Annotated in this window: 24 protein-coding genes and 1 pseudogene; 8 read left to right on the top strand and 17 right to left on the bottom strand. The window is 39.0% G+C overall.

Annotation, left to right across the window (positions count from 1 at the left end; all coding sequences use genetic code 11):
- Positions 1 to 230: 230 nt before the first annotated feature.
- The 4 genes from IGI79_RS06205 to IGI79_RS06190 form a co-directional block, all read right to left on the bottom strand.
- Positions 231 to 572: a winged helix-turn-helix transcriptional regulator gene (locus tag IGI79_RS06205; RefSeq protein WP_019724054.1), complete on the bottom strand. Its 342-nt coding sequence runs from the start codon at positions 570 to 572 to the stop codon at positions 231 to 233.
- A 66-nt stretch (positions 573 to 638) separates the two neighbouring features.
- Complete coding sequence (gene addA, locus IGI79_RS06200) at positions 639 to 4,358, bottom strand: helicase-exonuclease AddAB subunit AddA (RefSeq protein ID WP_438845752.1); 3,720 nt, start codon at positions 4,356 to 4,358, stop codon at positions 639 to 641.
- A complete protein-coding gene (locus IGI79_RS06195; protein ID WP_438845751.1) occupies positions 4,355 to 7,885 on the bottom strand; it encodes a PD-(D/E)XK nuclease family protein in 3,531 nt (1,176 codons plus the stop codon). Before IGI79_RS06195 ends, addA begins: the two co-directional genes overlap by 4 nt.
- A gap of 142 nt (positions 7,886 to 8,027) precedes the next feature.
- Positions 8,028 to 9,491: a peptide MFS transporter gene (locus IGI79_RS06190; RefSeq protein WP_438845750.1), complete on the bottom strand. Its 1,464-nt coding sequence runs from the start codon at positions 9,489 to 9,491 to the stop codon at positions 8,028 to 8,030.
- A 372-nt stretch (positions 9,492 to 9,863) separates the two neighbouring features.
- On the opposite strand from IGI79_RS06190, the gene IGI79_RS06185 reads away from it, so the two are divergent.
- A complete protein-coding gene (locus IGI79_RS06185; RefSeq protein ID WP_010735602.1) occupies positions 9,864 to 10,460 on the top strand; it encodes a nitroreductase family protein in 597 nt (198 codons plus the stop codon).
- Between the two features lie 68 nt (positions 10,461 to 10,528).
- Here IGI79_RS06185 and IGI79_RS06180 read toward each other — a convergent pair whose 3' ends face one another.
- A complete protein-coding gene (locus IGI79_RS06180) occupies positions 10,529 to 11,017 on the bottom strand; it encodes a hypothetical protein (RefSeq protein WP_019724091.1) in 489 nt (162 codons plus the stop codon).
- Between the two features lie 240 nt (positions 11,018 to 11,257).
- Positions 11,258 to 11,455 carry a hypothetical protein gene (locus tag IGI79_RS06175; RefSeq protein WP_010735604.1) on the bottom strand — a complete coding sequence of 66 codons (198 nt, stop codon included), beginning with the start codon at positions 11,453 to 11,455 and terminating at the stop codon, positions 11,258 to 11,260.
- Positions 11,456 to 11,726: 271 nt separating this feature from the next.
- Here IGI79_RS06175 and IGI79_RS06170 point away from each other — a divergent pair, with 271 nt between their 5' ends.
- Positions 11,727 to 12,476: a C39 family peptidase gene (locus IGI79_RS06170; RefSeq protein ID WP_065095894.1), complete on the top strand. Its 750-nt coding sequence runs from the start codon at positions 11,727 to 11,729 to the stop codon at positions 12,474 to 12,476.
- 59 nt (positions 12,477 to 12,535) lie between these two features.
- Positions 12,536 to 12,958 (top strand): hypothetical protein, encoded by a 423-nt coding sequence (locus IGI79_RS06165; RefSeq protein ID WP_065095893.1) that lies wholly within the window; start codon positions 12,536 to 12,538, stop codon positions 12,956 to 12,958.
- A 92-nt stretch (positions 12,959 to 13,050) separates the two neighbouring features.
- On the opposite strand, the gene IGI79_RS06160 is transcribed toward IGI79_RS06165, so the two are convergent.
- Positions 13,051 to 13,422 carry a YxeA family protein gene (locus IGI79_RS06160; RefSeq protein ID WP_019724088.1) on the bottom strand — a complete coding sequence of 124 codons (372 nt, stop codon included), beginning with the start codon at positions 13,420 to 13,422 and terminating at the stop codon, positions 13,051 to 13,053.
- A gap of 159 nt (positions 13,423 to 13,581) precedes the next feature.
- Here IGI79_RS06160 and IGI79_RS06155 point away from each other — a divergent pair, with 159 nt between their 5' ends.
- The gene (locus tag IGI79_RS06155) at positions 13,582 to 13,767 is read left to right on the top strand and encodes a hypothetical protein (protein ID WP_019724087.1); all 186 of its coding nucleotides are present in this window, start codon (positions 13,582 to 13,584) and stop codon (positions 13,765 to 13,767) included.
- A gap of 162 nt (positions 13,768 to 13,929) precedes the next feature.
- Here the strand turns inward: IGI79_RS06155 and IGI79_RS06150 are convergent, their stop codons facing one another.
- A complete protein-coding gene (locus IGI79_RS06150) occupies positions 13,930 to 14,118 on the bottom strand; it encodes a hypothetical protein (RefSeq protein ID WP_019724086.1) in 189 nt (62 codons plus the stop codon).
- 22 nt (positions 14,119 to 14,140) lie between these two features.
- Positions 14,141 to 14,404: a hypothetical protein gene (locus tag IGI79_RS06145; protein WP_108146530.1), complete on the bottom strand. Its 264-nt coding sequence runs from the start codon at positions 14,402 to 14,404 to the stop codon at positions 14,141 to 14,143.
- Between the two features lie 170 nt (positions 14,405 to 14,574).
- On the opposite strand from IGI79_RS06145, the gene IGI79_RS06140 reads away from it, so the two are divergent.
- Complete coding sequence (locus IGI79_RS06140; protein ID WP_108146531.1) at positions 14,575 to 14,829, top strand: glucose uptake protein; 255 nt, start codon at positions 14,575 to 14,577, stop codon at positions 14,827 to 14,829.
- A 73-nt stretch (positions 14,830 to 14,902) separates the two neighbouring features.
- Here IGI79_RS06140 and IGI79_RS06135 read toward each other — a convergent pair whose 3' ends face one another.
- Complete coding sequence (locus IGI79_RS06135; RefSeq protein ID WP_023519554.1) at positions 14,903 to 15,337, bottom strand: universal stress protein; 435 nt, start codon at positions 15,335 to 15,337, stop codon at positions 14,903 to 14,905.
- A gap of 341 nt (positions 15,338 to 15,678) precedes the next feature.
- Here IGI79_RS06135 and IGI79_RS06130 point away from each other — a divergent pair, with 341 nt between their 5' ends.
- Positions 15,679 to 16,293: a LysM peptidoglycan-binding domain-containing protein gene (locus tag IGI79_RS06130; RefSeq protein WP_074799681.1), complete on the top strand. Its 615-nt coding sequence runs from the start codon at positions 15,679 to 15,681 to the stop codon at positions 16,291 to 16,293.
- Between the two features lie 62 nt (positions 16,294 to 16,355).
- Here IGI79_RS06130 and IGI79_RS06125 read toward each other — a convergent pair whose 3' ends face one another.
- The 3 genes from IGI79_RS06125 to arsC form a co-directional block, all read right to left on the bottom strand.
- Positions 16,356 to 16,910, bottom strand: a complete 555-nt coding sequence (locus IGI79_RS06125; RefSeq protein WP_195274549.1) for a ClbS/DfsB family four-helix bundle protein — start codon at positions 16,908 to 16,910, stop codon at positions 16,356 to 16,358.
- A 151-nt stretch (positions 16,911 to 17,061) separates the two neighbouring features.
- Positions 17,062 to 17,922 (bottom strand): AraC family transcriptional regulator, encoded by an 861-nt coding sequence (locus IGI79_RS06120; RefSeq protein WP_195274547.1) that lies wholly within the window; start codon positions 17,920 to 17,922, stop codon positions 17,062 to 17,064.
- A 90-nt stretch (positions 17,923 to 18,012) separates the two neighbouring features.
- Entirely contained in the window at positions 18,013 to 18,447 is a 435-nt protein-coding gene (arsC, locus tag IGI79_RS06115; RefSeq protein ID WP_108146534.1) for an arsenate reductase (thioredoxin), read from the bottom strand.
- Between the two features lie 260 nt (positions 18,448 to 18,707).
- Here arsC and IGI79_RS06110 point away from each other — a divergent pair.
- Positions 18,708 to 18,887: pseudogene (locus IGI79_RS06110) on the top strand (helix-turn-helix transcriptional regulator); the annotation flags it as partial.
- Between the two features lie 47 nt (positions 18,888 to 18,934).
- Positions 18,935 to 19,513 carry a helix-turn-helix domain-containing protein gene (locus IGI79_RS06105; RefSeq protein ID WP_104776883.1) on the top strand — a complete coding sequence of 193 codons (579 nt, stop codon included), beginning with the start codon at positions 18,935 to 18,937 and terminating at the stop codon, positions 19,511 to 19,513.
- Positions 19,514 to 19,604: 91 nt separating this feature from the next.
- Here IGI79_RS06105 and IGI79_RS06100 read toward each other — a convergent pair whose 3' ends face one another.
- The 4 genes from IGI79_RS06100 to IGI79_RS06085 all read right to left on the bottom strand — a co-directional run bounded on the left by IGI79_RS06100 (position 19,605) and on the right by IGI79_RS06085 (position 21,380).
- The gene (locus IGI79_RS06100) at positions 19,605 to 20,051 is read right to left on the bottom strand and encodes a GNAT family N-acetyltransferase (RefSeq protein ID WP_195274545.1); all 447 of its coding nucleotides are present in this window, start codon (positions 20,049 to 20,051) and stop codon (positions 19,605 to 19,607) included.
- Between the two features lie 240 nt (positions 20,052 to 20,291).
- Positions 20,292 to 20,414, bottom strand: coding sequence for a hypothetical protein (locus IGI79_RS06095; protein WP_267472077.1), 123 nt, complete (start codon positions 20,412 to 20,414; stop codon positions 20,292 to 20,294).
- A 29-nt stretch (positions 20,415 to 20,443) separates the two neighbouring features.
- Positions 20,444 to 20,902, bottom strand: coding sequence for a GNAT family N-acetyltransferase (locus tag IGI79_RS06090; RefSeq protein ID WP_195274543.1), 459 nt, complete (start codon positions 20,900 to 20,902; stop codon positions 20,444 to 20,446).
- Positions 20,892 to 21,380: an ASCH domain-containing protein gene (locus IGI79_RS06085; RefSeq protein ID WP_207463599.1), complete on the bottom strand. Its 489-nt coding sequence runs from the start codon at positions 21,378 to 21,380 to the stop codon at positions 20,892 to 20,894. The genes IGI79_RS06090 and IGI79_RS06085 overlap by 11 nt, the downstream gene beginning before the upstream one ends.
- Positions 21,381 to 21,601: the final 221 nt, after the last annotated feature.

Below are 21,601 nucleotides of genomic sequence, written 5' to 3'. Positions count from 1 at the left end.
ATTTACGATCCCAACGAGATCGTACACTCATTTTAATAACGACAGACATACTGCCGGTCTGAAAAATCTCTCAGACGAACTCGGAAAGTGAACTTCATTTTTCAAACACAGGATCTGCTTTCAGTCCATGACAGATCTCCCTATACTGGTTTAGCCAAACTACTCTTTTTCGTCAACATTCTTTTTGTCTATTCAACTAAAAACTAGTGTACAAGATTTTTGATGCAAAATCAACTGCATTCTTCGGGTGTGACCCATTTCTCACTCCAAAGCTGCAACTGGACCATCGCTTTTTGTAGATCTGCCCCTTTTTCTGTCAGCATATATTCTGAACGACTGGATTCATTACACGAAAAATTACGGGTAACGATCTTTTCTTTTTCAAGCTCTTTTAATCGTTCGACCAAGACACGGTCACTGACCATCGGGATTTTTGCAGAGAGATCAACAAAGCGCTGCGGACCATTTTCGAGTAATACATCGATAATCAATCCATTCCATTTTTTCCCTAAAATCGAGAATGTTTTTTCAAATTTGGGACACAGAATGAATTCTGTCTGTGTTAGCTCCATCTTACTCACCTCTTTTCATGAGTATAGCATATTACTTACAAAGTGTAAGTCCAGTTTGCTCACTTCTTATTCTTTATTAAGATTTATTATTTTCTTCGCCTGCAGCAAAACTAAAAAGACATCTTGAACGGGTTTATTCAGCGCTTCACTCAATGCCCGTTGGTATAAGTTCAATTGCCCGCGGTATTTGCTGATGACCTTAGTGATTTCCTCTGGGTTTTCAGGATGTAAAATAAAATCAGTCTTGAAATCATAAAGCTGCACGTAGTCCCCAAAATCAAGATATCCATCGACGATCCCATGAATCAATAATTCATCGTCTTCATTCGGGTAGTGATCGAATACCTTTTCTGCTTGTAGAAGCATTGAAAATGGTTGTTCGCGTTTCACTTTTTCTGGATGTTCGATCAGTGATCGGCCAAGGGTAGATTCATAAAACCATAAGATGGAATCAATTGGCACACGTTTCGCTACTTGTTCATCGACTAAACGTTTTTTGACGAGGGTCGTCAGTTCTTTTTCGATGCTTTCTTTCGTCAACTGTTCCAATGGTAGGACTTGTAACAGAAAATGTGTCGCTGTCCCAACAGCTGTGGCAGAAACTTTGCGCTCTTTTTGTACAAAACGTGGTTCAGCTAATTGGTCTTGCGTATACCTGAAAGGCTGAGCAAAGGCTTTTTTATCACTGCTTTCCCAAGTCAAACGTGCCTCTGGAGAGTCGTCTGGATCTTCAAATAGCCGTTTGATCTCAGAAACTGATTGATAACTCGTTGTTTGTGCAGAAGCCTCATAAGGATAACTGAAGGCTAAACGTGCTTGTAGTTCAGTCGTTAATGGAGTTAGATCTCCTTTTTGCTCTTCTGCTTGCTCTCCTTTGACTGTCAATGCTTGGCGTTGGGTTAAAATCTCTTGTTGATCCATCCAGGTGATCGTAAAATCTCCCGGTGAATGTTTCAGTTGTGGTAAAGGCGTGACTTCTGGAAAATATTCGGTCATTTTAGGATGACGGATCAAGCTGTAACCGATCCAATTCATCAAGCTACTCGAACTTTTCAGGCGAATCACAGGGTCTAACACTACATCCGTTTGCTCACTTGCTTCTGACCAGGCTTTGAACGTGTCTTCTTTGCTTTTGTACGAACCAACAATAAACAATTTTTGCTCTGCTCTAGTCAGTCCTACGTATAATTTACGCATTTCTTCAGAAAGCAATTTTTTCTGCTTAGCCAATTTGATGGCTTGATAAGGCAATGTGTCAAACAAGACCCGCGTGTCTGGCTCCATGTAGCGCACGCCCGCACCTAGTTTTTCTTCGAAGGCATAACGGTTTTTCAAGTCTTGCAGATTGAATTGCTTCGTCATATCTAATAAGAAAACAATGGGGAACTCTAATCCTTTACTTGCATGGATGGTCATGACACGAACGGCATTGTCACTAGAAGCAATCACTGGTTCCGCCAAGTCTTTGTCTTTCTCCTGCATTTTCTCAATAAATCGTACAAATTGATAGAGACCACGAAACGAGCTTTGTTCATAAGCTTTGGCACGATCCACTAACGCATACAGATTCGCTTGACGTTGTGCACCAGCTGGCAACCCAACGACATATTCTAAATACCCTGTTTGGTAATAGATTTCCCATAATAAGTCCGTGATCGAAGAACGCCGCGCTAACTCTCGCCATTGTTCCAGTTGCTCATTGAAATGAAGCAATTTAGCCGCTAATTCATCTTGGTTATTATTTTGGTAAGCCAAGACTGCATCATAGTAAGTATGCGCCTTATCGGCTAATCGGATACGTGCTAACTCTGGTTCGATCAAACCCACGACTGGTGAACGTAACACTGAAGCTAATGGGATATCCTGATAAGGGTTGTCGATCAATTGGAGCAATGAAATCATGATCCTGATTTCTGTCGCTTGGAAATAATTCTGCGCATCATTGAGTTCCAACGGAATATCGAACGTTTTGAACACTTCTAAAATCGTCAAATTGTTTTTCTTCGTTGGTGTCAATAACACGATATCTTTGTATTCGATCGGGCGCTCTTCTTGACTTTTTTTGTCGTAGATCATGAATTTTGAATCGATCAATTCACGGATCTTCAAACCAGTCATCAAGAGTTCACCTTCTGTCTTATCTTCCAACATATCGTCCATCGGCAACTCGATTTCTGTCGTTTCTTGTTCCTTTTCATATATCAAGACTTCTGGTGCAAATCGTTCATTTTCTGGAAACCCAGAAAAACCAAGAACCAGCCGAGCCGCTTCATCATAAGCGATTTGTCCAACTGTTGGGTCCATCAACTGCTCAAAAATCAAGTTGGTAAACGCTAGGACTTCCTGCCTTGAACGGAAATTCTCAGCTAAGACGATTCGTCGTCCCCCTTTTTCTTCAGAGAATTTCTCATATTTATTGATAAATAGAGTTGGATCTGCTAAACGGAAGGAGTAGATCGACTGTTTGACATCTCCCACCATAAAGAGATTGCCTCTCTCCTCATCTGGCTCTCTGACCCAATAGAGCAATTCTTCTTGCAATTGATTGACATCTTGGTACTCGTCGACCATGACTTCTTTAAACTTTCTGCGATAATAATCCGATGCTTCGCTTGGTAGCCACTCTTCCTCTGTTTGTTTCGTCAATATTTGTAACGCCAAGTGTTCCAGATCATTGAAATCTAGCACGCCTTTTTCACGTTTGCGCGCACTGAAGCCTTCCATGAAAAGCTTAGTGACTTCGGTCATTTGTTCCACGAGGGGGAACGCTTTTTGACTCAACTCTTCGATTTGTGCAGGAGAAACTGGGAAGTAGTTTTTACCGATTTGTTGTAAGATTTTTTTGGCACGGTCTCGCAAGTTTTTGACTTCAGCCGAACGTTCTTTCAACTCTGTTTTACGACTGCTTTTGAAAGTCGAAAACGTCAGATTTTCTAAAGCTTGGTAAGCTTCGTCTAACTCATCACCAAGAAAACGTTCATAGATTTGTTGGATGCTCGCTTGTTCCTGTGAGACTTGATCAAACATCTTTTCAAGTCCTTCTTCTTGTGCCAAAACGACCATTTCTTCGTATAGCTGCGTACAATGAAGTAAATCAGCTAAGACGAGCGGTCGGATCTGTTCTTGGTACAATGCAGAAGCTGCTAATCCCTCTTCTAGCCGATATGCTTCTGGTAAACGATCCAACCAAGCCAACGGATCAGGGTTCGCTCTGGCAAAATCATAGAGAGAAAACACGAGGTTAGTCAAACCATCGTCTGAGCGATCATTTGAAAAGTTCATCGTCAGCTGAAAAAAAGCTTCGCGATTTTCTGCATAAAGTTGTTCTCTGATCTCATCCCAGACATCTTCTTTCATCAAGATCGTTTCCGTTTCATCCGTCAACATCCGAAAGACTGGATCGATATCGATCAAATAGTAATATTTACGGATCACCGTTAAACAAAACGCATGGAGTGTCGAGATATTGGCGGTGGGTAGTAAAACGAGCTGTTTCGTAAAATGTTTTTGCCAGACCGGATCACTTTCACTATTCACTGCTTCTTGCAAGGCTACTTGGATCCGTTCCTTCATTTCTCTTGCTGCTGCTTCTGTAAACGTCACGATCAGCAACTCGTCGATATTGACACCCATTTTTAACTTTTCGATCACTCGGCGGACTAACACAGTCGTCTTACCTGAGCCGGCGGAAGCCGAAACAAGCAGGTTGTCGCCTTGGTCAAAAATGGCTTGCCATTGTTCATCGGTAAAACGTTCATTTTCCGGTTTTAAAGGAATTGATGTCACTCGTCTTCACTCCTTTTTAGTATTCTGCGCAATGCCTCATCTTTATCCAATTTTTCCAAACGATGATAATTATTTTCTTTGAGCATGACGTCAAACGTACAAATACTTCTGAACGGACAATGCTCACAAGCAATCCGTTGTTTATCTTTGTAAGCTGGATTCAGTTTGATCTCCCCTGAGGTGATCGCTTCACCAGCTAAACGCATATTCTCACGATTATGGTTCATGAATAATTGTAGTTCTTCTTCTGTATAGAATTTTTCTTTGCTATAACTACCCTTTTGTAATTCGTTTTTGGCATTTTTCTTCACCGGATAGATCAATGAACTTTCTTTTGCTTCCAATGAATGATCGAGCACTTCTAACAGACCAGGATCATCGACAAAAACACCGTCATAGCTGAATTTCTTCAACGTATTTTTCTCGACATCTGTCGTATCTGTCAAAACTGGATTATGCACATGCAAGTAATAAGAGCCTGCTGGTTTGACTGCGGCTTTCCCCGTCAAACGTACAGCATCCATCAAAGCCACATCAAGATATGTCAATAGTTGCATCGCCATACCATAGTAAGCCTCAGTCACATCAAAAGAACGACCACTTGATTTATAATCGACCACACTCAGCCACGTATCACTTTGTTCAGTCGCTACATCGATGCGATCGATTTTTCCACGAACGTGGAGTTTCCCGCCCTTGTCTAAAGGTATTTCCAATCCTGGAATCCCTCGTGCGCCAGCGATCTGTCCGAATAAAATCTCTGTTTGCAATGGCTTCATGCCAGTATTCTTACTTTGTTTTTGTAACGCCCAAGCCACTTTTTGGATCGTTTGCCCTAATTGGTAACGAATATAGTTCATGCGGGCAGAGCTATCTAAAATCTCAAAGCGTAATTCACCAAATACTTCTTGTAAGACTTTTTCAGTAAATTCTTGTCGTTCCTTCTCCGACATCGCCACAAGTGACAGTTGATTTGAGAACAGCAATTTGAAGAAGCGATCCAATGATTCATGATAAAAGTCGCCAGTGGCAGCTGGTGTCAGTCCATAGATATTACGTTCTTTCAGCTTCAAACCAAACTGGACAAAGTATTTATATTCACAGTTATAAAAGTTTTCCATGCGTGAGATCGACGTGTAGATTTCTTTGCCATAGAGAGCTTCTGCCATTTCTTCTGATAAGGAAACTGGTACATTCAGATGATCTTGACTTTCAAAAATCGTCAATGCAAAATTTCGTTGATCCGAACGCAGAACTAACTCTTTTAATTGTTGCCAATAAAGTGGTACTACCTGTTTGGCTTCTTTTGCTAAACGATAGACCCGATTGATCGTATTGATCCCACTACGGTAAGTGCCAACGTAACAATCTGGCTTACTCGTCAATTGCAACTGGCATTTTGGCTCGACTGGAACGCCTAGATAGTCAACGACTCGTTTCAAATACGGAGACATTTTTAACCGATTGGTATCATAGCTCTGCGCGTAGCTCAAGTACAAACGTTCCGTTCCCGAAACAAACACTAAATACGCTTGGAAAGGTTCGAAAGACATACTTTCTTTTGCTGGATCGAATAAAAACTGATCCTCGCCTAACCCTTGATTCAACGCTTCACGTTCTTCACTCGATAATAAACCTTTAGTTTCATGGCGATCTGGAAACACTTGGTCATTCAAGCCGACCGCAAATGTTACTTTTGCTTGATTGGCACGTACAAGTTCCAACCGGTTGATCCTCACTTGGTCGATTGCTGTAGGGATCTTCCCATAGCTGAGATTTTCTAGGCCACTCGTGATGATCTCTTGAAATAATGACCAGTCGAATGCTGTTTCTCCGTAGATCAATGAATACTCGTCCAAAAGATCCATCAAAGCGCCCCAAGTTTGTTCATGGTTTCTAGCCGCAGCTAACCCGCCACGCGCCACTTCTTGGTCTCGCCAGAAAAGCAATTGTTGTTGCACACCGCTTTCGATCAAGAAGCGATAAAACAAAGTGACCGCTTCTTGCCCTGTTCGGCTTTTTTTGATGTTCTTCAGGAATACCGGCACCATGTCGCGGAAAAGTCTTCGGACCGTATTCGATTGCTCTTCCAGTTGTTTGACGTCTTCTAGCTGTTCTGCTTCAAAATCATAGGCGACAAATTGCCAATCTTTTTCGCGAAGCCAATAATTCCCTTGGTAGTTGTACGCTAGTGCTACGTTTTCCGTGATATCTAAATTCGTGCGGAATTGATTTCTAGTAGCTTCCCAAGTAGCCAGATCGAGCTCTTCATCTGTCCGACCGATCGTCAACTCCGTCTTGAAGAAACGCATGATGTCGTTTAAGCGATATTGATAACGATCCAAAGCAAACAAACTGTTGATCCATTCGATCAATGGATGGTTTTCCATCAGTTGCTCTTCATCCAGATAAAAAGGGATCGCCATCTCTTGGAAAATTGGTCGCAGTAGATTTCCATAAAGCGTCATATCCTTCGTCAACACTTGGATATCTCGATAGCGAAATCCTTCTTGACTGACCAAACGACGGATTTCCACCGCTAATTGGCGAACTTCTTCCGTTGGATTCTCCGCCTCCCACAGATGTAATGTCTCTTGCGCGCCAAGTTTCACAGGTTGGCTTTTCTGCTGGCTGGAAGTTTCTTCCCACATTTGTTGTAATGTTTGAAGTTCGTTTTGGTGTTCTCGATTCGGTGCATAATGATCGACAGCCACAGGAACATTCAATTCTCTTGCTGCGTTGAGAAGTTGGAAATAGATCTTTCCTGTATTGAAAAACAAGGTCAACGGATCTGGTAGATCGGATTTGTAGGGACGATCCAATAGCAAATCCACCACTAGATGTCCTTTTTCCATCATTTTTTGCAGCAACTGGTACTCTTGGGCGTTGATCCGGGCGAAACCACTCACTAAGAACTTGATCTTATGATAATCCTGCGTCGCCATATAATTCGCTAATACCGTCAGCGCATCTTCAGATTGTAGGGCGCGTTGGACTAATTCCTCTTCGAATGCAGAGAAAATCAGTTGTAGATCCTTCATTTTCAATTGTCGGTCTTCTTCTTTTGGTGATTCTCCTGTCACAGAAGTCAACAGATCAACAGGGGAAATTTTTCCGACTTGTAGTTCGCTATATAGCTCTTGTAACTGACGGATAAACCCTTTTTTGCGGATTTCTCCTCGAAATATCGTCAATTCTTCTTGTTTTTTTTCTAAGATTTGGCGGAGGATCATCGCTGAGCCAGATTCGGTCAATTCACTACCTGTCAGCAATGTAGTTTGTTGCAATAAGTACCAAGCCAAACGATAGAAACTGAATACTTGCATGTTGGTTGTGCTAAATGAGCTTTTTCCGCTTTTTTTGCGCATCTCAGCGAGTAATTCTTGCTCTTGTTCAAATTTATTATAGTTAGGTACAAGGAAAAATACTTGATTGTCTTCATCTTTGTCAAGCCAAGCGGCGGCTTCATCGATCAGTGCTTTGCGGTGGTCTTTTTGACCATTCCCTAAGATAAATTGTAACGACACCTTATTGCCTCCTTTTCCTGGTTGATATACCTCTTCATTATAACAAAGATAGCTGAACATTTGTTCTATTATCGTTTAAATTTTGTAAATAAAAAAGCCGGAGCAGGACGACTGTCCTCTCCGACAAATGATGTAGATCCAATCAGTGGATCGACCCCATTAATTTTTTGATTGGTTCTTTGATTGCAAATAAAATCACTGCACCGACGATTGCAACGACGCCGATGATCCCAAAGTAGGCAGATTCAGTACCTGGTGTATAGAACCGTGCGATTTGTGCATTGATGGCTTGGGAAGAAGCATCTGCTAAGAACCAGATCGCAATCGTTTGCGATTCGAAGGCTCTAGGCGCCAATTTCGTCGTCACTGATAGGCCGACAGGTGATAAGCAAAGTTCAGCAATCACGATGATGAAAAAGCTACCGATCAGCCAAAGTGGGCTGACTTTTCCAGCTGTTCCATATAACATTCCTGGCAACATCAGTAATAGGTAAGACAATCCGGCAAATAACAACCCTAGAGAGAATTTCACTACAGTTGATGGTTGACGTTTACCTAAACGAGTCCATAAAGTAACGAACACAGGTGTCAAAATAAAGATGAAGATCGGGTTCAATGATTGATACCAACTTGCTTGGATCGGAACACCCATCAAGGTCGATTGTGTTCGTTCACTTGCAAATAGGGCAAGGATCGATGACCCTTGTTCTTGCAATGACCAAAAGATGATTGCTGCTAAGAATAATGGGATATATGCCCATACACGTGGTTTTTCTTCCACTGAAACATCTTTTGAAGTCAACATTTTGATAAAGTAATAGAGTGGTAAAACGATTCCTAAGACACTGATCGTATTAACAAAGAAATCGATCGTCAAATGTCCAGTCAGTTGCGCTCCACCAAAAATAATAACAAATACGACCAAAGCGATCACAACATTACGGATAAATACTTTACGTTCGCCTTGTGTCAAAGGATTTGGAGGTGTCATACCCACTCCATCCAATGTCTTACGTCCTTGGATCACATATTGCAATAACCCGAAGAACATACCGATAGCGGCTAATGAGAAACCTAAATGGTAGTTATACTCTTGACCAATCGTACCGACGATCAACGGCGCGAGCAATGCGCCTAAATTGACACCCATATAAAAGATCGAAAATCCTGCATCTCTTCGTAAATCGGTTTTCGTATATAAATGCCCGACCATTCCCGAAACGTTTGGTTTTAAGAAAGCTGTACCGATGATGATCAACGCCATCGAGATAAATAAAGTAGAGACACCAAACGGCAATGCCAAAACAACATGACCGATCATGATGAAGACCCCACCAATAAAGACGGTTTTTTTGGCCCCTAACACACGATCAGAAAACCAGCCGCCTACGATACTCGACATATAAATCAACGAACCATAGATCGACATGATCGACAACGCTGTGGCACGAGGTAAACCAAGGCCTCCATTTGCTACCGTGTCATACATATAATAGATCAGTAAGGCACGCATACCATAATAACTGAATCGTTCCCACATCTCTGTGAAGAACAATGTAGACAATCCCTTCGGCTGACCGAAGAACCCTTTGTCTTGTTTTTCCATATTCCCATACCCCAATTCTTTTAATTTTCAGAAAATAATACACATATTTACCGAAAATCCGTGTAAAAATATTTATTTAAGAAATATATACTTATTTTCTATAAATACAACAAAAATTTAATGGGAAAATGATAAGAAAAAACATAGGTTATTTTTAATAATTATATAGTCTACTTTATATCATAAAGCTTAAATGTCGGTATATTCAGTATGTAAACGGTCTCGTAACAAATTTTTTATGTAAAAGAACATCTTTTTTCTATTCGTACATTTTGTTGAGCATTTTGTTTTACTTACTTTTTGTAAGATGATATACTTCGTTTTGTCATCAAGAAAAAAACGCAGAAAAGCGAATTAAAGGAGAACTAATCTATGACTGAATTTACAAATATCTTAAAAAACCGCCGTTCGATCTATGATCTAGGCCGTAACGTATCACAATCAAATGAAGAATTAACAACATTGATCCAAGAAGCAATCAAAGAAAGCCCTACTGCTTTCAATGCGCAATCAACACGTGCAGTAATCTTATTTGGCGATGCACATGAAAAATTATGGGAAATGACAGAAGAAGCTTTACGTCCACTGACACCTGCTGATGCTTTCCCAAATACTCAAAACAAATTAGCTAGTTTCAAAAAAGGTTATGGTACTGTCTTGTTCTTCAAAGACACAGATGTGATCAAAAACTTGCAAGAGCAATTTGCATTATATGCAGATAACTTCCCTGATTGGTCAGAACAATCAAATGGTATTGCTACAGCCAATACTTGGGTGGCATTAAGCGAAGAAGGTTTAGGTGCAAACCTACAACATTACAATCCAGTGATCGATGAAGCTGTCGCAAAAGAATGGTCGATTCCTGCAAACTGGAAATTACGTGCACAATTAGTCTTTGGTTCACCTGAATCTCCAGCTGGCGAAAAAGAATATATGAACGATGCCGATCGTTTCCGCGTGTTTGGCTAATTCTACTAATACAAAAAGACAGCTCCCTCTACTAAAAGAAGGAGCTGTCTTTTTGTCATTTCAATGGATCATTCATCCTCATGCTCGATCATGATATCAAGTTCTGCATCATCATTTAAGTGTTTTGCTAAAAAAGGAATCAATTCTTCTAATGAGACAGAAAATTTCAATAGCGGGCCACGCCAACCGTTCCGGAAAAAATTCATTTTGACTTCTTTCGAATCTTTTGGTTGGTAAAGAACGACTTTGTTGATTTCAGAATATGGCACTCCACGACGGTCAAAGCTGTTCAAAACTAGCCCTTCTGTAGTAAGTCCTCGACTATCTAACAAGAAACTCAATAACACAAGAGAAGCCAAGACGCCTTTCACTAACTCATCAGTGGTTGGTTGACTGACCAATGTATACCATAAAACCAGTACAGCAAGGAACGGAACAACTAAATAGACCCAGCGATTCCGAACCGTTTTATAAACGATCTCTCGTCGTACAAGCCATAAAAATAAGCACATGACGATGACAAATAAAAAAAGAACTATTGTAAAAAAGGAAACCATCTTATCGATCCACACCTTTATTTTCAACTCTTGAAACTAGAAAATCAAAGGGGTAAATCATGTCCCCTCTAACTGAACAAACGGTATTCAAGGAGCAGCACTTCGGTCATAAGCCAAAAAACTCAAAAATGAAATAGGCGTTTTCGTTTTTTCTATCTTATGCCTTAGTGTTCAATGCCCCTTTCATAACCTTAAAAGGACCTGCAACATGATCATTCGATGTTGCATGTCCATATTTTCTTATTCAAATGTATCATATTTAGCTACTACCATGCTAGCTTTTTCTTCTAATAATTCTTGATCTTCTATAGCGCATTGGGCAACTTTGACTACGGCGCAATTCGTCATTTTTGAAACAACTTCTCCAACAACTGATTTGGTAAAACCAATGGGCCTACATGAATATTGTTCTCCTAAATTAATCATTTCTTCCGTCATCAAAATCCTCCTAAACTACTCAAACAGTTTGCCACAGAAAATCATTTCGTTTTATCTGTGTGTTTCGTTAGTGGTGATTTGATCAAACTCTTATTTGATCTATCCGCATTATAGCGTACTGTTTTCGTTTTCACAAATTTTAACAGCTAAACATAATAAAAAAATCGTTTTTGGGACTGTTTTTCCTTGTTTTTTACATTTGATCAGGCAGATTCATGTAGTTTTTTTTAGAAAAACAATTATAATAGAAAGAAGTCTGGGGGAGTATTTCATGTCAAAACAAAAAAGTAAAAAACGATTACTGCTAGGTGGTGCAGCACTAGTATTGTTTTCAAGCGTCTTTTACTTTACACATAAACAAACAGAAGATCAAAAAGCGATGTTGGATGAAAACGTAGAGCAAACGATCAAAGCCGAAGAAAAACAAGTGCTTCTCGATGTACCTCTTGAGAACCAATTCGATGAACCTGCACTAGAGAATGGCTGTGAAGTTACTGCCTTGTCGATGTTGCTGCGCTTCTATGGCTACGAAACAACCAAGAATCAATTAGCCGAACAATTAAATTATGTCCCCGTTTTTAATGCCGATGGCACTCATGGCGATCCAAATGAAGGGTTCGTTGGTGAGATTTGGGGTGGTGACTGGGCAATGGGTGTCTATGTTCCGCCAATCGCTACGTTAGCTCAAGAAATCGTGCAAACCGATTATCATACCGAACCGCAAACGGATGCAAACTTAACTGATATCAAAACTGCGTTAAAAGAAGAAAAACCTGTTTGGGCTTCTGTCACGATCGATTTTCAAGTGCCGACAGAAAATGATTTCATGACTTGGACGACTGCAAACGGTGAAGTACAAGTCACGCCATTAGTCCATGCCTGTGTTGTAACTGGCTACGACGATCAATCGATCTATGTCAATGATCCTTATGGCATAAAAAATCGTGCGGTACCAATCGACGACTTTGAGCAAGTATTTACTGCCATGGGCGGACAAATGCTTACTTTAGAAAAGAACTAGTATTTCCTAGAAAAATAGCTTATACTCAAGCTAACAAAGCATGGAAGGAGCAAGAATCTGTGGAACGATTTATTCATAAAAAGGCGGATCCAAATGAAATCCCAATCATCTTCGTCCGTGATACTGCTGGTAACATCCAAAAAAAAGTGTCAGTCAATGAATGGACGAACCGATACAGCCCTGCTTCCCTCGATTTACTTGAAATCAAACTTTATCGACAAGCATTGGCTTATTATTCTGAGCAAGACTACGAGAAAGCCATTGATTTGTTGAAATTTTTGATCATTCAAACTGGCTATACTCATTTTGAGTACATCGAACGTCTAGCCACCATCTATCGTAAAATCCATGCAGAAGCACTTGAATATCAGTTGCTCTCTTCTGTCTTAGCATCCGCTGAGATCATCGGCTTGCCTGTTGGTTTGATCAAAAAACTGGAACGGCGGATCGATCAATTGAAATTGAGCATGGCGAGAAAATAAAATAAACCTAAGAACGAATGATTAAGTTATTAATCAATTATTCTTAGGCTTATTTTTTAATTCGATGCTTAGTTTACATAATAAAAATAAAATCAACCAATTATAGCTAATGCTTCTTTAGGTACCTCTTCTTTGGAAATTTCTTCGTATGTTTCTACATGAGCGCCTTTATTCGTCAATCTCAAGTAACGGTCTTTTTTTAAAACAGATAACCCGTTAAATTCAATTTCGCGTTCGTTGCCATTAGCGTCAACTGCCTTTTGGATATATTTTGCTGTCCCAAACGAATTGACTTCATCAGGCTGTTTTGTTTTGACATACACTTCTCCCTTAGTGACTAACGGATTCAATTGGTCTATTACTGCTGGTAATTCTCCAGTAGCGTCTTGGGTATAAAACTTCAAGCCAAATAACGCCAACCCACTGAATACAACGGCACCTACTAATACTTTGATTACTTTCATTTTCCTACCTCCTCTTTACTCTTTGAGTATAGCCTGTAAAAAAATCACATTCATCCGTCTCTAGATCGAGTTTTTTATCGGACTTTAGCACAGAAGTTATTTTTACAAAATTTCATAGATTTTTGCTATTATAATAGGAAAGAAAGGATGTGTTTCATTATGAATAAAGAAGAAATACTTCAGAAAATCAAAGATCTGGTCCAAAGTGGCAATTTCACTGAAGCCAAAACATTTTTCGAAGAGCATAAAGAACAACTAGGTCCTTACAAAGAAAAAGCCCAAGAATTTCTCCAAAATGTCGATTTTCAAGGAATAACGGATAAATTCAAAAATCTATTCAAATAAAATTTATATTTTCATAGGGATGATCGGAGCGATTCTGTCATGATCTAGAAACAAAAAAATCCTCAACAATCAAGGATTGTCGGGGATTTTTTGTTAGGATTTCTTGTGCTTCAAAATAAACGATTGATCTCCAAATCGCCACACTTCTATCAAACCCTACTTTTAATACAATCTTGTTGGGTCATAGTGGTACGTCACATTACCATTCAGTTCGGCCTTTCCAACAACAAACTTGCGATTCTCAATTTTTAACCACGCTTCACGAAAAGCCATGACTTCCTCACGTTTGACCTCTATTTTTTGGATTTTTCCATCCATCAACTCTTGGATCATTTGTTCATAGGGATTCATCTTTGATTGCCTCCAGCTTATTTCAATATTCAGTGAAGATCGGCGCATGTATTTCTTTCGTATCTAAATCTTTTCGCACGTTCACTTTCGTATAAATCACTTTTTCAACTGGAATACTGTAGTAACTTTCTTCTCCATCGTTAAATTGATGGACATCCTTTTTTGATAAAATACCATCGATTTTGTTCATTAACACTCGCGGTTCCACACTATTACTAACAATATAATAGCAAATACGGATATTGTTTACTAAATGTAGATCAACTTCTAATATCACTTGGTCCATGAAATACTACACCCTTTCTTTAAAAGAATTATAACAATAAGTACATCAAGAATCAAAAAAACAACTTTATTTAAAAAACAAGAAATTTTATAACATATCCTCTTGTGCACAAACATACAAAGTGTTATTTTTAATTATAGATTTCTTTTTTCCTTGGAGGCGTATATTATATGGACACTTTGGGACAATTGGTTTTTTATGTTCCTTTTTTTCTAATGACAACTTTAGCAATCTACTACACGAAATGGACGAAGCGTAAATTTTCCGTATTGCTGACACTTTTACCAGTCGCTTATTTTTCCCACAAAATATTTTCCCTTCGGCATTGGGAACCCACCGCAAAATTACTTTCACATGAACTAGGGTTGATTATTTCATTGACGATATTGATCTTATGGATTTATTACCTTTACAAACATCCTTAGTTACCAGTACTACTCTTCACGAACAAAAAAGCCACGTTGGAAATCAGCAACGTAGCTTATCAGTAATCGGCATCTATTTAACGACCAACACATTACAAGGCGCATGAGTCACCACATAAGAAGCTGTCGACCCTACTAACGCTTGTTGGATCGAGCCTTTACCTGTTGCCCCCATCACGATAAGATCAATTGACTCTTGTTTTGGTAAGACAGTGGCGATCAATGTTCTTGGATCACCGGTCTCCACAATTGCATGAATCGTTTCAATCCCAAATTCTTTGGCATCATTGATTCTCTTCAATAGTTCCACTTCTGTTTTTTGTTTTTCTTCTGCATAGATTTTTGAGAACGCATAGGCACTATGTGTCAAATCGATTTTATTGATAATTGAAACGATCAATAATTCTGCTTGGTTATCTCTCGCTAATTCTAAAGCCTCGCCAAATGCTTTCTCGGCTTTTTCCGAACCATCAATCGCTACCATTATTTTTTTATACATATTCGTCATCCATCCCATCTCCTTGTTTCTTTTATTCTATCACTTCGTATAAATTTTATAAAAAATTCACTTTTTTCTCGGCTTTTCAAACTAAAATTGAGCATTTTCTATTTTTTTATTTTGAATCTTTCTAATAAAAAACAAATGTCAGAAGCGCACAATTCTTCATTTATGATGTTTTTCTAATTAAAACGCACATTATTTAAACACATTCTTGTTACAAAAAAGGAGCATTTGTCACAAACTGTTACGTATCTTTCACCTATGAAATATAATCCCATGGTAAAGTATTACTCGTTAGCGAAAACAGCTAATCAAAATAACTTTTTAAAATACGAAGGAGATTTTTCATGAAATCACTTAAAACTATTCTTTTTGGAACAACTTTGGCCGCCGGCGCTGCATTATTTATGGGTACTTCTGCACACGCAGACGAAGCCTACACTGTTCAATCAGGTGATACTTTATCAACGATTTCTCAAAAATACGTTGGTGACAACTCCTTGATCCAAACAATTGCCGAAGCTAACTCAATCTCAAACATTCACCTGATTTTTTCAGGTCAAGAATTAACTATTCCTACTGGTGAGCAAGCAGCTGCACCTGTCGCTACTCAAGCACCTGTGGAACCTGTTCAAGAAACAGCTCCAGTTGTGGAAACACCTGTAGTGGAACAAGCTCCTGTAGTAGAAGAAGCGCCAGTTGTGGAACAAGCACCAGCTACTGAAGTCGCTGTTTCAACTGGTACGAACGATGCCAAAGAATGGATCGCACAAAAAGAATCTAGCGGTTCTTATACAGCAACAAACGGACGTTATATCGGCCGTTACCAATTAGACTCTTCATACTTGAACGGTGACTACTCTGCTGCCAATCAAGAAAGAGTGGCAGAACAATATGTGGCTTCTCGTTATGGCTCTTGGGATGCAGCCAAAGCTTTCTGGTTAGCTAACGGTTGGTACTAAAAAGAACGATTTTGAAAAAATGGGAATCTTATTGATTCCTATTTTTTTTGTTCTTGTTTCACCTAATTTCCCTTTTGTTTTCGCTTCTGCTTTTGACTTTGTTTGATTTTTTTGATTGCCCAATCATAATGACTCGAAGTAGCAGAAACGAAATAACTGCCAAGCGTTGTATTCCCCACCCAAGAATACTGGTTTTTTTGGAACAGTTGATCGTCATCGAAGGTTTTCGCCAGTAACATCACTTCTGCATGGCTTTCCTTCAACCAGTCAGACGCTTGCCGTAACGTAGTAGACTGATGTTTTTTTGTAAAGGCACGATTCATCTCGGCTGTCGTTCGCCAATTATAGGGTTCCGGCAAAAAAGATACGCTTTCTCCCAATTGATTACTTTTTACCCATTTTAATAATAAAGAATGCCACTCGTACAAATGGATCAACACGTCTTTGATCGTTTGATCTCTTCGCCAATGTGCTTCTTTTTTCTTTTCAAGAAATACTTCCTCAAAATCAAATGTCGCTTCTCTTTGTTCCTCAGGTATTGAATCGATCAACTGCTGTAACTTCTCATAATTTTCAGCTGCGAGTATCAATAATTCCTCTTTTGACTTTGGTCTCATATTCTTCTCCTTATTCAAAATACATGTGTTTTAAATCGTTTCCAATCCAACTATAATTCTAGTATGCCTGATTTCTAAAAAAAGACGAGCAATATCCTAGAATGAATGTTCATTCTTCGATATTACTCGTCTTCACTGACTTGTTTCAATGTTACCCATGTCGCTTTGTGACAGCGATCCACACTTCACTATACGCTTCCCCTTGATTAAGCCATTTGGTAAAGGAGATTTCAGGTGCCTCCACCAACTCGTACCCAGAGTTCGGTAGCCACTCTGAAAAAATATTCGCCATCGTCGTTTGCAAGACTTCTGGAAAACTTCCTTGATTGGGAAAAATCGCCCAAGTATGTCCAGGAATGATTCGTTGCTCTAACCCTTTACATTCGTCGATTTTTGATGTCAAGAAACCGATCATATGCGTCAAAGCGCCCTTTTCTTCCAAGCGTCCTTCATCAAATTGAAAAGAGGCATTTACCACTTGATTAGGTGCAAGATCACCTAACCTATGCATTTCCTCTTTTTGTTCCTCTGTAATCGCTTTTGCTAATTCGACGATTGATGAATTGACTCCCACAAATTGGATCGGTACCCGCTTTGATACACCGATAATTGCAAAGGTCCCTTTTTCTTCGATTCGATAATCCATTGAATTTCCCCCCTTGATTTCTAAGTGAAAGGTGAGTTTAGGATAAGATTTGCAAACCCCTGATTTTTTGACCTCTGAAGGCAAATAACCTGACCAGTCGCGAAACGCTCTAGAAAAACCTTCTAACGTTTGATATCCATACGCAAAGGCCGTCACTGTCGCACTTGCGCCGTTGACAAGATCTACATTGGCACAAGCCAGTCGCCGATTCTTGATATATTCAAATAAAGTGATTCCTGCAACAAACGAGAAAGTCCGCTTCAAATGATACTCCGAGATTCCTGATTGTTTGGCTACTTCGCTTAATTGAATGTCACTTGTCAAATGTTCTTCGATATAATCGATCAGCCGGTTCAGCTCTTTCATCCTCTCACCTCACAACTTAGTCTATCGCGTCCATTCAATGCTCACTTGATTTTTCTTAGACCAATATTATCAATACATATTTTTCTACGCTTAGTTAGCGATATTCTTGATTTTATCTTTGATGATTTCGCGAGTTTTTCTAAATTCAGCAATAATTTCTTCTTCTGTCCCAGTCGCTTTTGCTGGATCTTCTAAATCCCAATGTTCATGACGAATATGAGCAGGAATCACTGGACATTTATCCAACGCATCTCCGCACAGAGTGATGATCAAGTCGGCATGATTAAAATAATCTGGGTCAATCAAGTCTGACGTTTGACTCGTGATGTCGATGCCATCTTCTTCCATCACTTTTACTGCACGTGGATTTAATCCATGTGTCTCTACTCCCGCGCTCCGAACTTCAAATTGATCTTCCAGATATTCGTGGCCATACCCTTCAGCGATCTGACTTCTGCAAGAATTTCCTGTACATAAAAAATAAACTTTCTTCTTTTCTACACTTGTTGACTTCTCCAAAACCATTCCTCCAATCCATTAATCCTTTCAGGATTAAGTGTATGATATCATAAATTCAAGGGATCGTTAGTTTATTCAAAAAAAACGTATGGTTTTTAATAAAGCAATGATCCGCCATTTACATAACAAATAACCAACAAAACTGACAAAACAGCATTTTAAAGCATGTCAAAGACTTTTTACATGCTAAATCTGGCAATGACAAAAACCTTTGATCGTCGATTTTGACCTCTTCGATCACACTGAGATAAGAAGGAGCGGATACTATGGACTTAAGTCATCAAATAAAAAAATATCGCAAACAACTAGCTTTCTCCCAAGAAGAATTAGCCGAAAAATTATATGTATCAAGACAAACGATTTCAAACTGGGAGAATGAACGCAGTTATCCTGATATTCATAATTTATTATTGCTGAGTGTCCTATTTGACGTTTCTTTTGATCGTCGATTTTGACCTCTTCGATCACACTGAGATAAGAAGGAGCGGATACTATGGACTTAAGTCATCAAATAAAAAAATATCGCAAACAACTAGCTTTCTCCCAAGAAGAATTAGCCGAAAAATTATATGTATCAAGACAAACGATTTCAAACTGGGAGAATGAACGCAGTTATCCTGATATTCATAATTTATTATTGCTGAGTGTCCTATTTGACGTTTCTTTGGATGAATTAGTCAAAGGAGATGTAGAAAAGATGAAAGAAAATGTTACCCTTACTGAACTGAACAAATATACCAAAATCATGCTATTTTTCATGCTTCTCACCTTGATTTCAGTAGGCCCATCCTTATTTTTACCCGGTAATTGGCGATTAGCTTTTCCCTTGATCTTTTGGATTGCCAGCATGTACGGCGCAATAAAAGTTGAGGGACTCAAAAAACAAGAGAATATCAAAACCTACAAAGAAATCGTTGCATTCATGGAAAACAAAGAAGTAGCACCTCTACGTAAACAAAGAAACAAGGTCAGAAATCGGATCGAAAAAGTAGGCATCGTCATTTTGTTTGGACTCATTTGTGGAGTGATCGCTTTCCTCGCAAGTCTGCCGTTTATACTTCTTGATCGCTAGTAATCCCATAGAAAAAACAAGATCCACCTTCAAAGATTGATCTTGTTTTTTTACACCTAGGCGTAGGTAGACTGCCCATGGTTTGTAGTCATTAAATCTGTCTATTTCTTTCCCACACCATGAGGTATTCTTTCTCACCCGTCGATTCATCCATTTGTTCATCCACTTTTCTAAAGTCATTTTTATAGTAGAATCGTATTGCTCCTTTATTTTTACCATAAACATGCAAGCTTATTCGTTCTTTTTCTTTTTTAGCAGCTTCAATCAATTTTTGTCCGATTTTTCTATTTTGATATGTTGACTCTACAAAAATGCCAGCCAAATAAGATTCATCTACGATGCCCATAAAACCAACAATCTGACTATTCATTTCACAATAATAAATTTCTGCTTTTGGCAATTCTTTTATCAACAATGCTTTTTTCTCATACCAATATGTCGCATCAATAAAATCATGTGTCCTGATATTGGTCGTTAACCAAATACCTAGTAGTCGGTCCATTATCTCTTGGTCTAGTTTCTTCACTTTTTTAATCATCCCATTACTCCTGAAAACTTATAGTTATTCTTCATACCACTTCAAACGATCATTTAGATTGCCCGCATGGATGTCTACTGCTACCCGCGAACGTTCTTCTTCAATTTTGAGGTCTAGAAGACGAAGTTGTTCTTTATATCAAAGAAGATGTTCCGGAGAGATTTGAAAAATCAATATGATTGTAGGTTTTGAGAAGCTTTGTCTGCTTATCTTCCCTCAATGCCACCCACAGATCACCGATCAATAAGAATGTTTCTGGAAATAAGGAGTATTGTTTTCCTTACTCGAATACACTTCTTTTGCATCAAAGATCTCCGTAAAGACTTCTGTCGAACATTTACGACCACGAACGACAGCTGTCATGTGCGAGAGTTCCAACTTCGCTTTCTTTTTTAGTTAAGACTTTTTAGCATTACCAAACATGGATTCCATTCATCCCATAAGGTTGGGAACACTTCTAGCTCAACAAAACCCATCCTTCGATAGAATCCAATCGTCTGATCATAGATAGCGTAATGCCCTTCGGCGACCGTTTTCACTTGTAAAAATAGGTAATGTTCTCTTGCATAGGATTCTAGTTCACCTAGTAATCGCTTACCTAATCCTCGATGATGATAGGTTTTTTTTATCCCCATACAATAGATCTCACCGGTGGCTTTACTTGTTTCTTTTAAACTGATAAACCCTATTGATTCATTTGTTTCTTGCAAGACCCACAACGGATATTTTTGGCAGTTCTCGATGTATTCTTGTGTCGAATCTGGCAAGCCAAACCATTCTGGCAAATCATTCAAGACTTCTTGGACGATTTTTTTCTTTTCTATTGCTTCTTCTACTAAATCAATACGCATTGGTTTCCTCTTTTTTCGGCAAATATCGATCAACAAGTTGGAATCGTTCAAAGACGATTTTTGTTTCTTCATTGAGCAATAGTCCATGTTCTTCATAGTAAGGTTTGAAATAATTGTAATGCCCCTTTTGCCAATACATAAGAGATAAGTCGCCTTCACCTTCTGTAGCTGCCAGTTCTTCGGTGATTTCTTTCCAAGGTAGGATCAACACTTCGACAGTCTGGATAATGCCTATCGGTACTTTAGAGCTATTCACCACGACGGAGTAGTCACCAACTTTAGGTAATGGTTCGTTATCCATTTGGTAAAGCTCATACCCTGAGCTTGTCCCTGTTTTCTTCCCTTTTAATACCAAATCTGCTAATTCATCTGCGTGTTCTTTCGTATTTCCAAAAGCAAAAATTTCATATAATGATGCTTGTGGCACACCATTTTTTAAGCAAAAGCTTTCCCAATATTTTTGTGCTTCTAGGTTCAATCTGTCACCAACTTTCTGATTGATAGTAAATCAAGTGTACCAAAAATAGGAAGACTAAGCCATTCACACTCAATTTTTACAACTCCTATAGTCAAATTTATAGTTACTCACCAACTTCACTTCTTAAATACAAGAAATAAAAAAACTAGATTCACTTTTTGAGAGAATCTAGTTTTGTTTTCAGGATGAAATGGAAAATTAGACATCCACTTTGATACAAT

The organism is Enterococcus sp. AZ084, from assembly GCF_051714905.1.
Lineage (GTDB): Bacteria > Bacillota > Bacilli > Lactobacillales > Enterococcaceae > Enterococcus_B > Enterococcus_B pernyi.
This window is presented reverse-complemented; position numbering and strand designations above follow the sequence as displayed.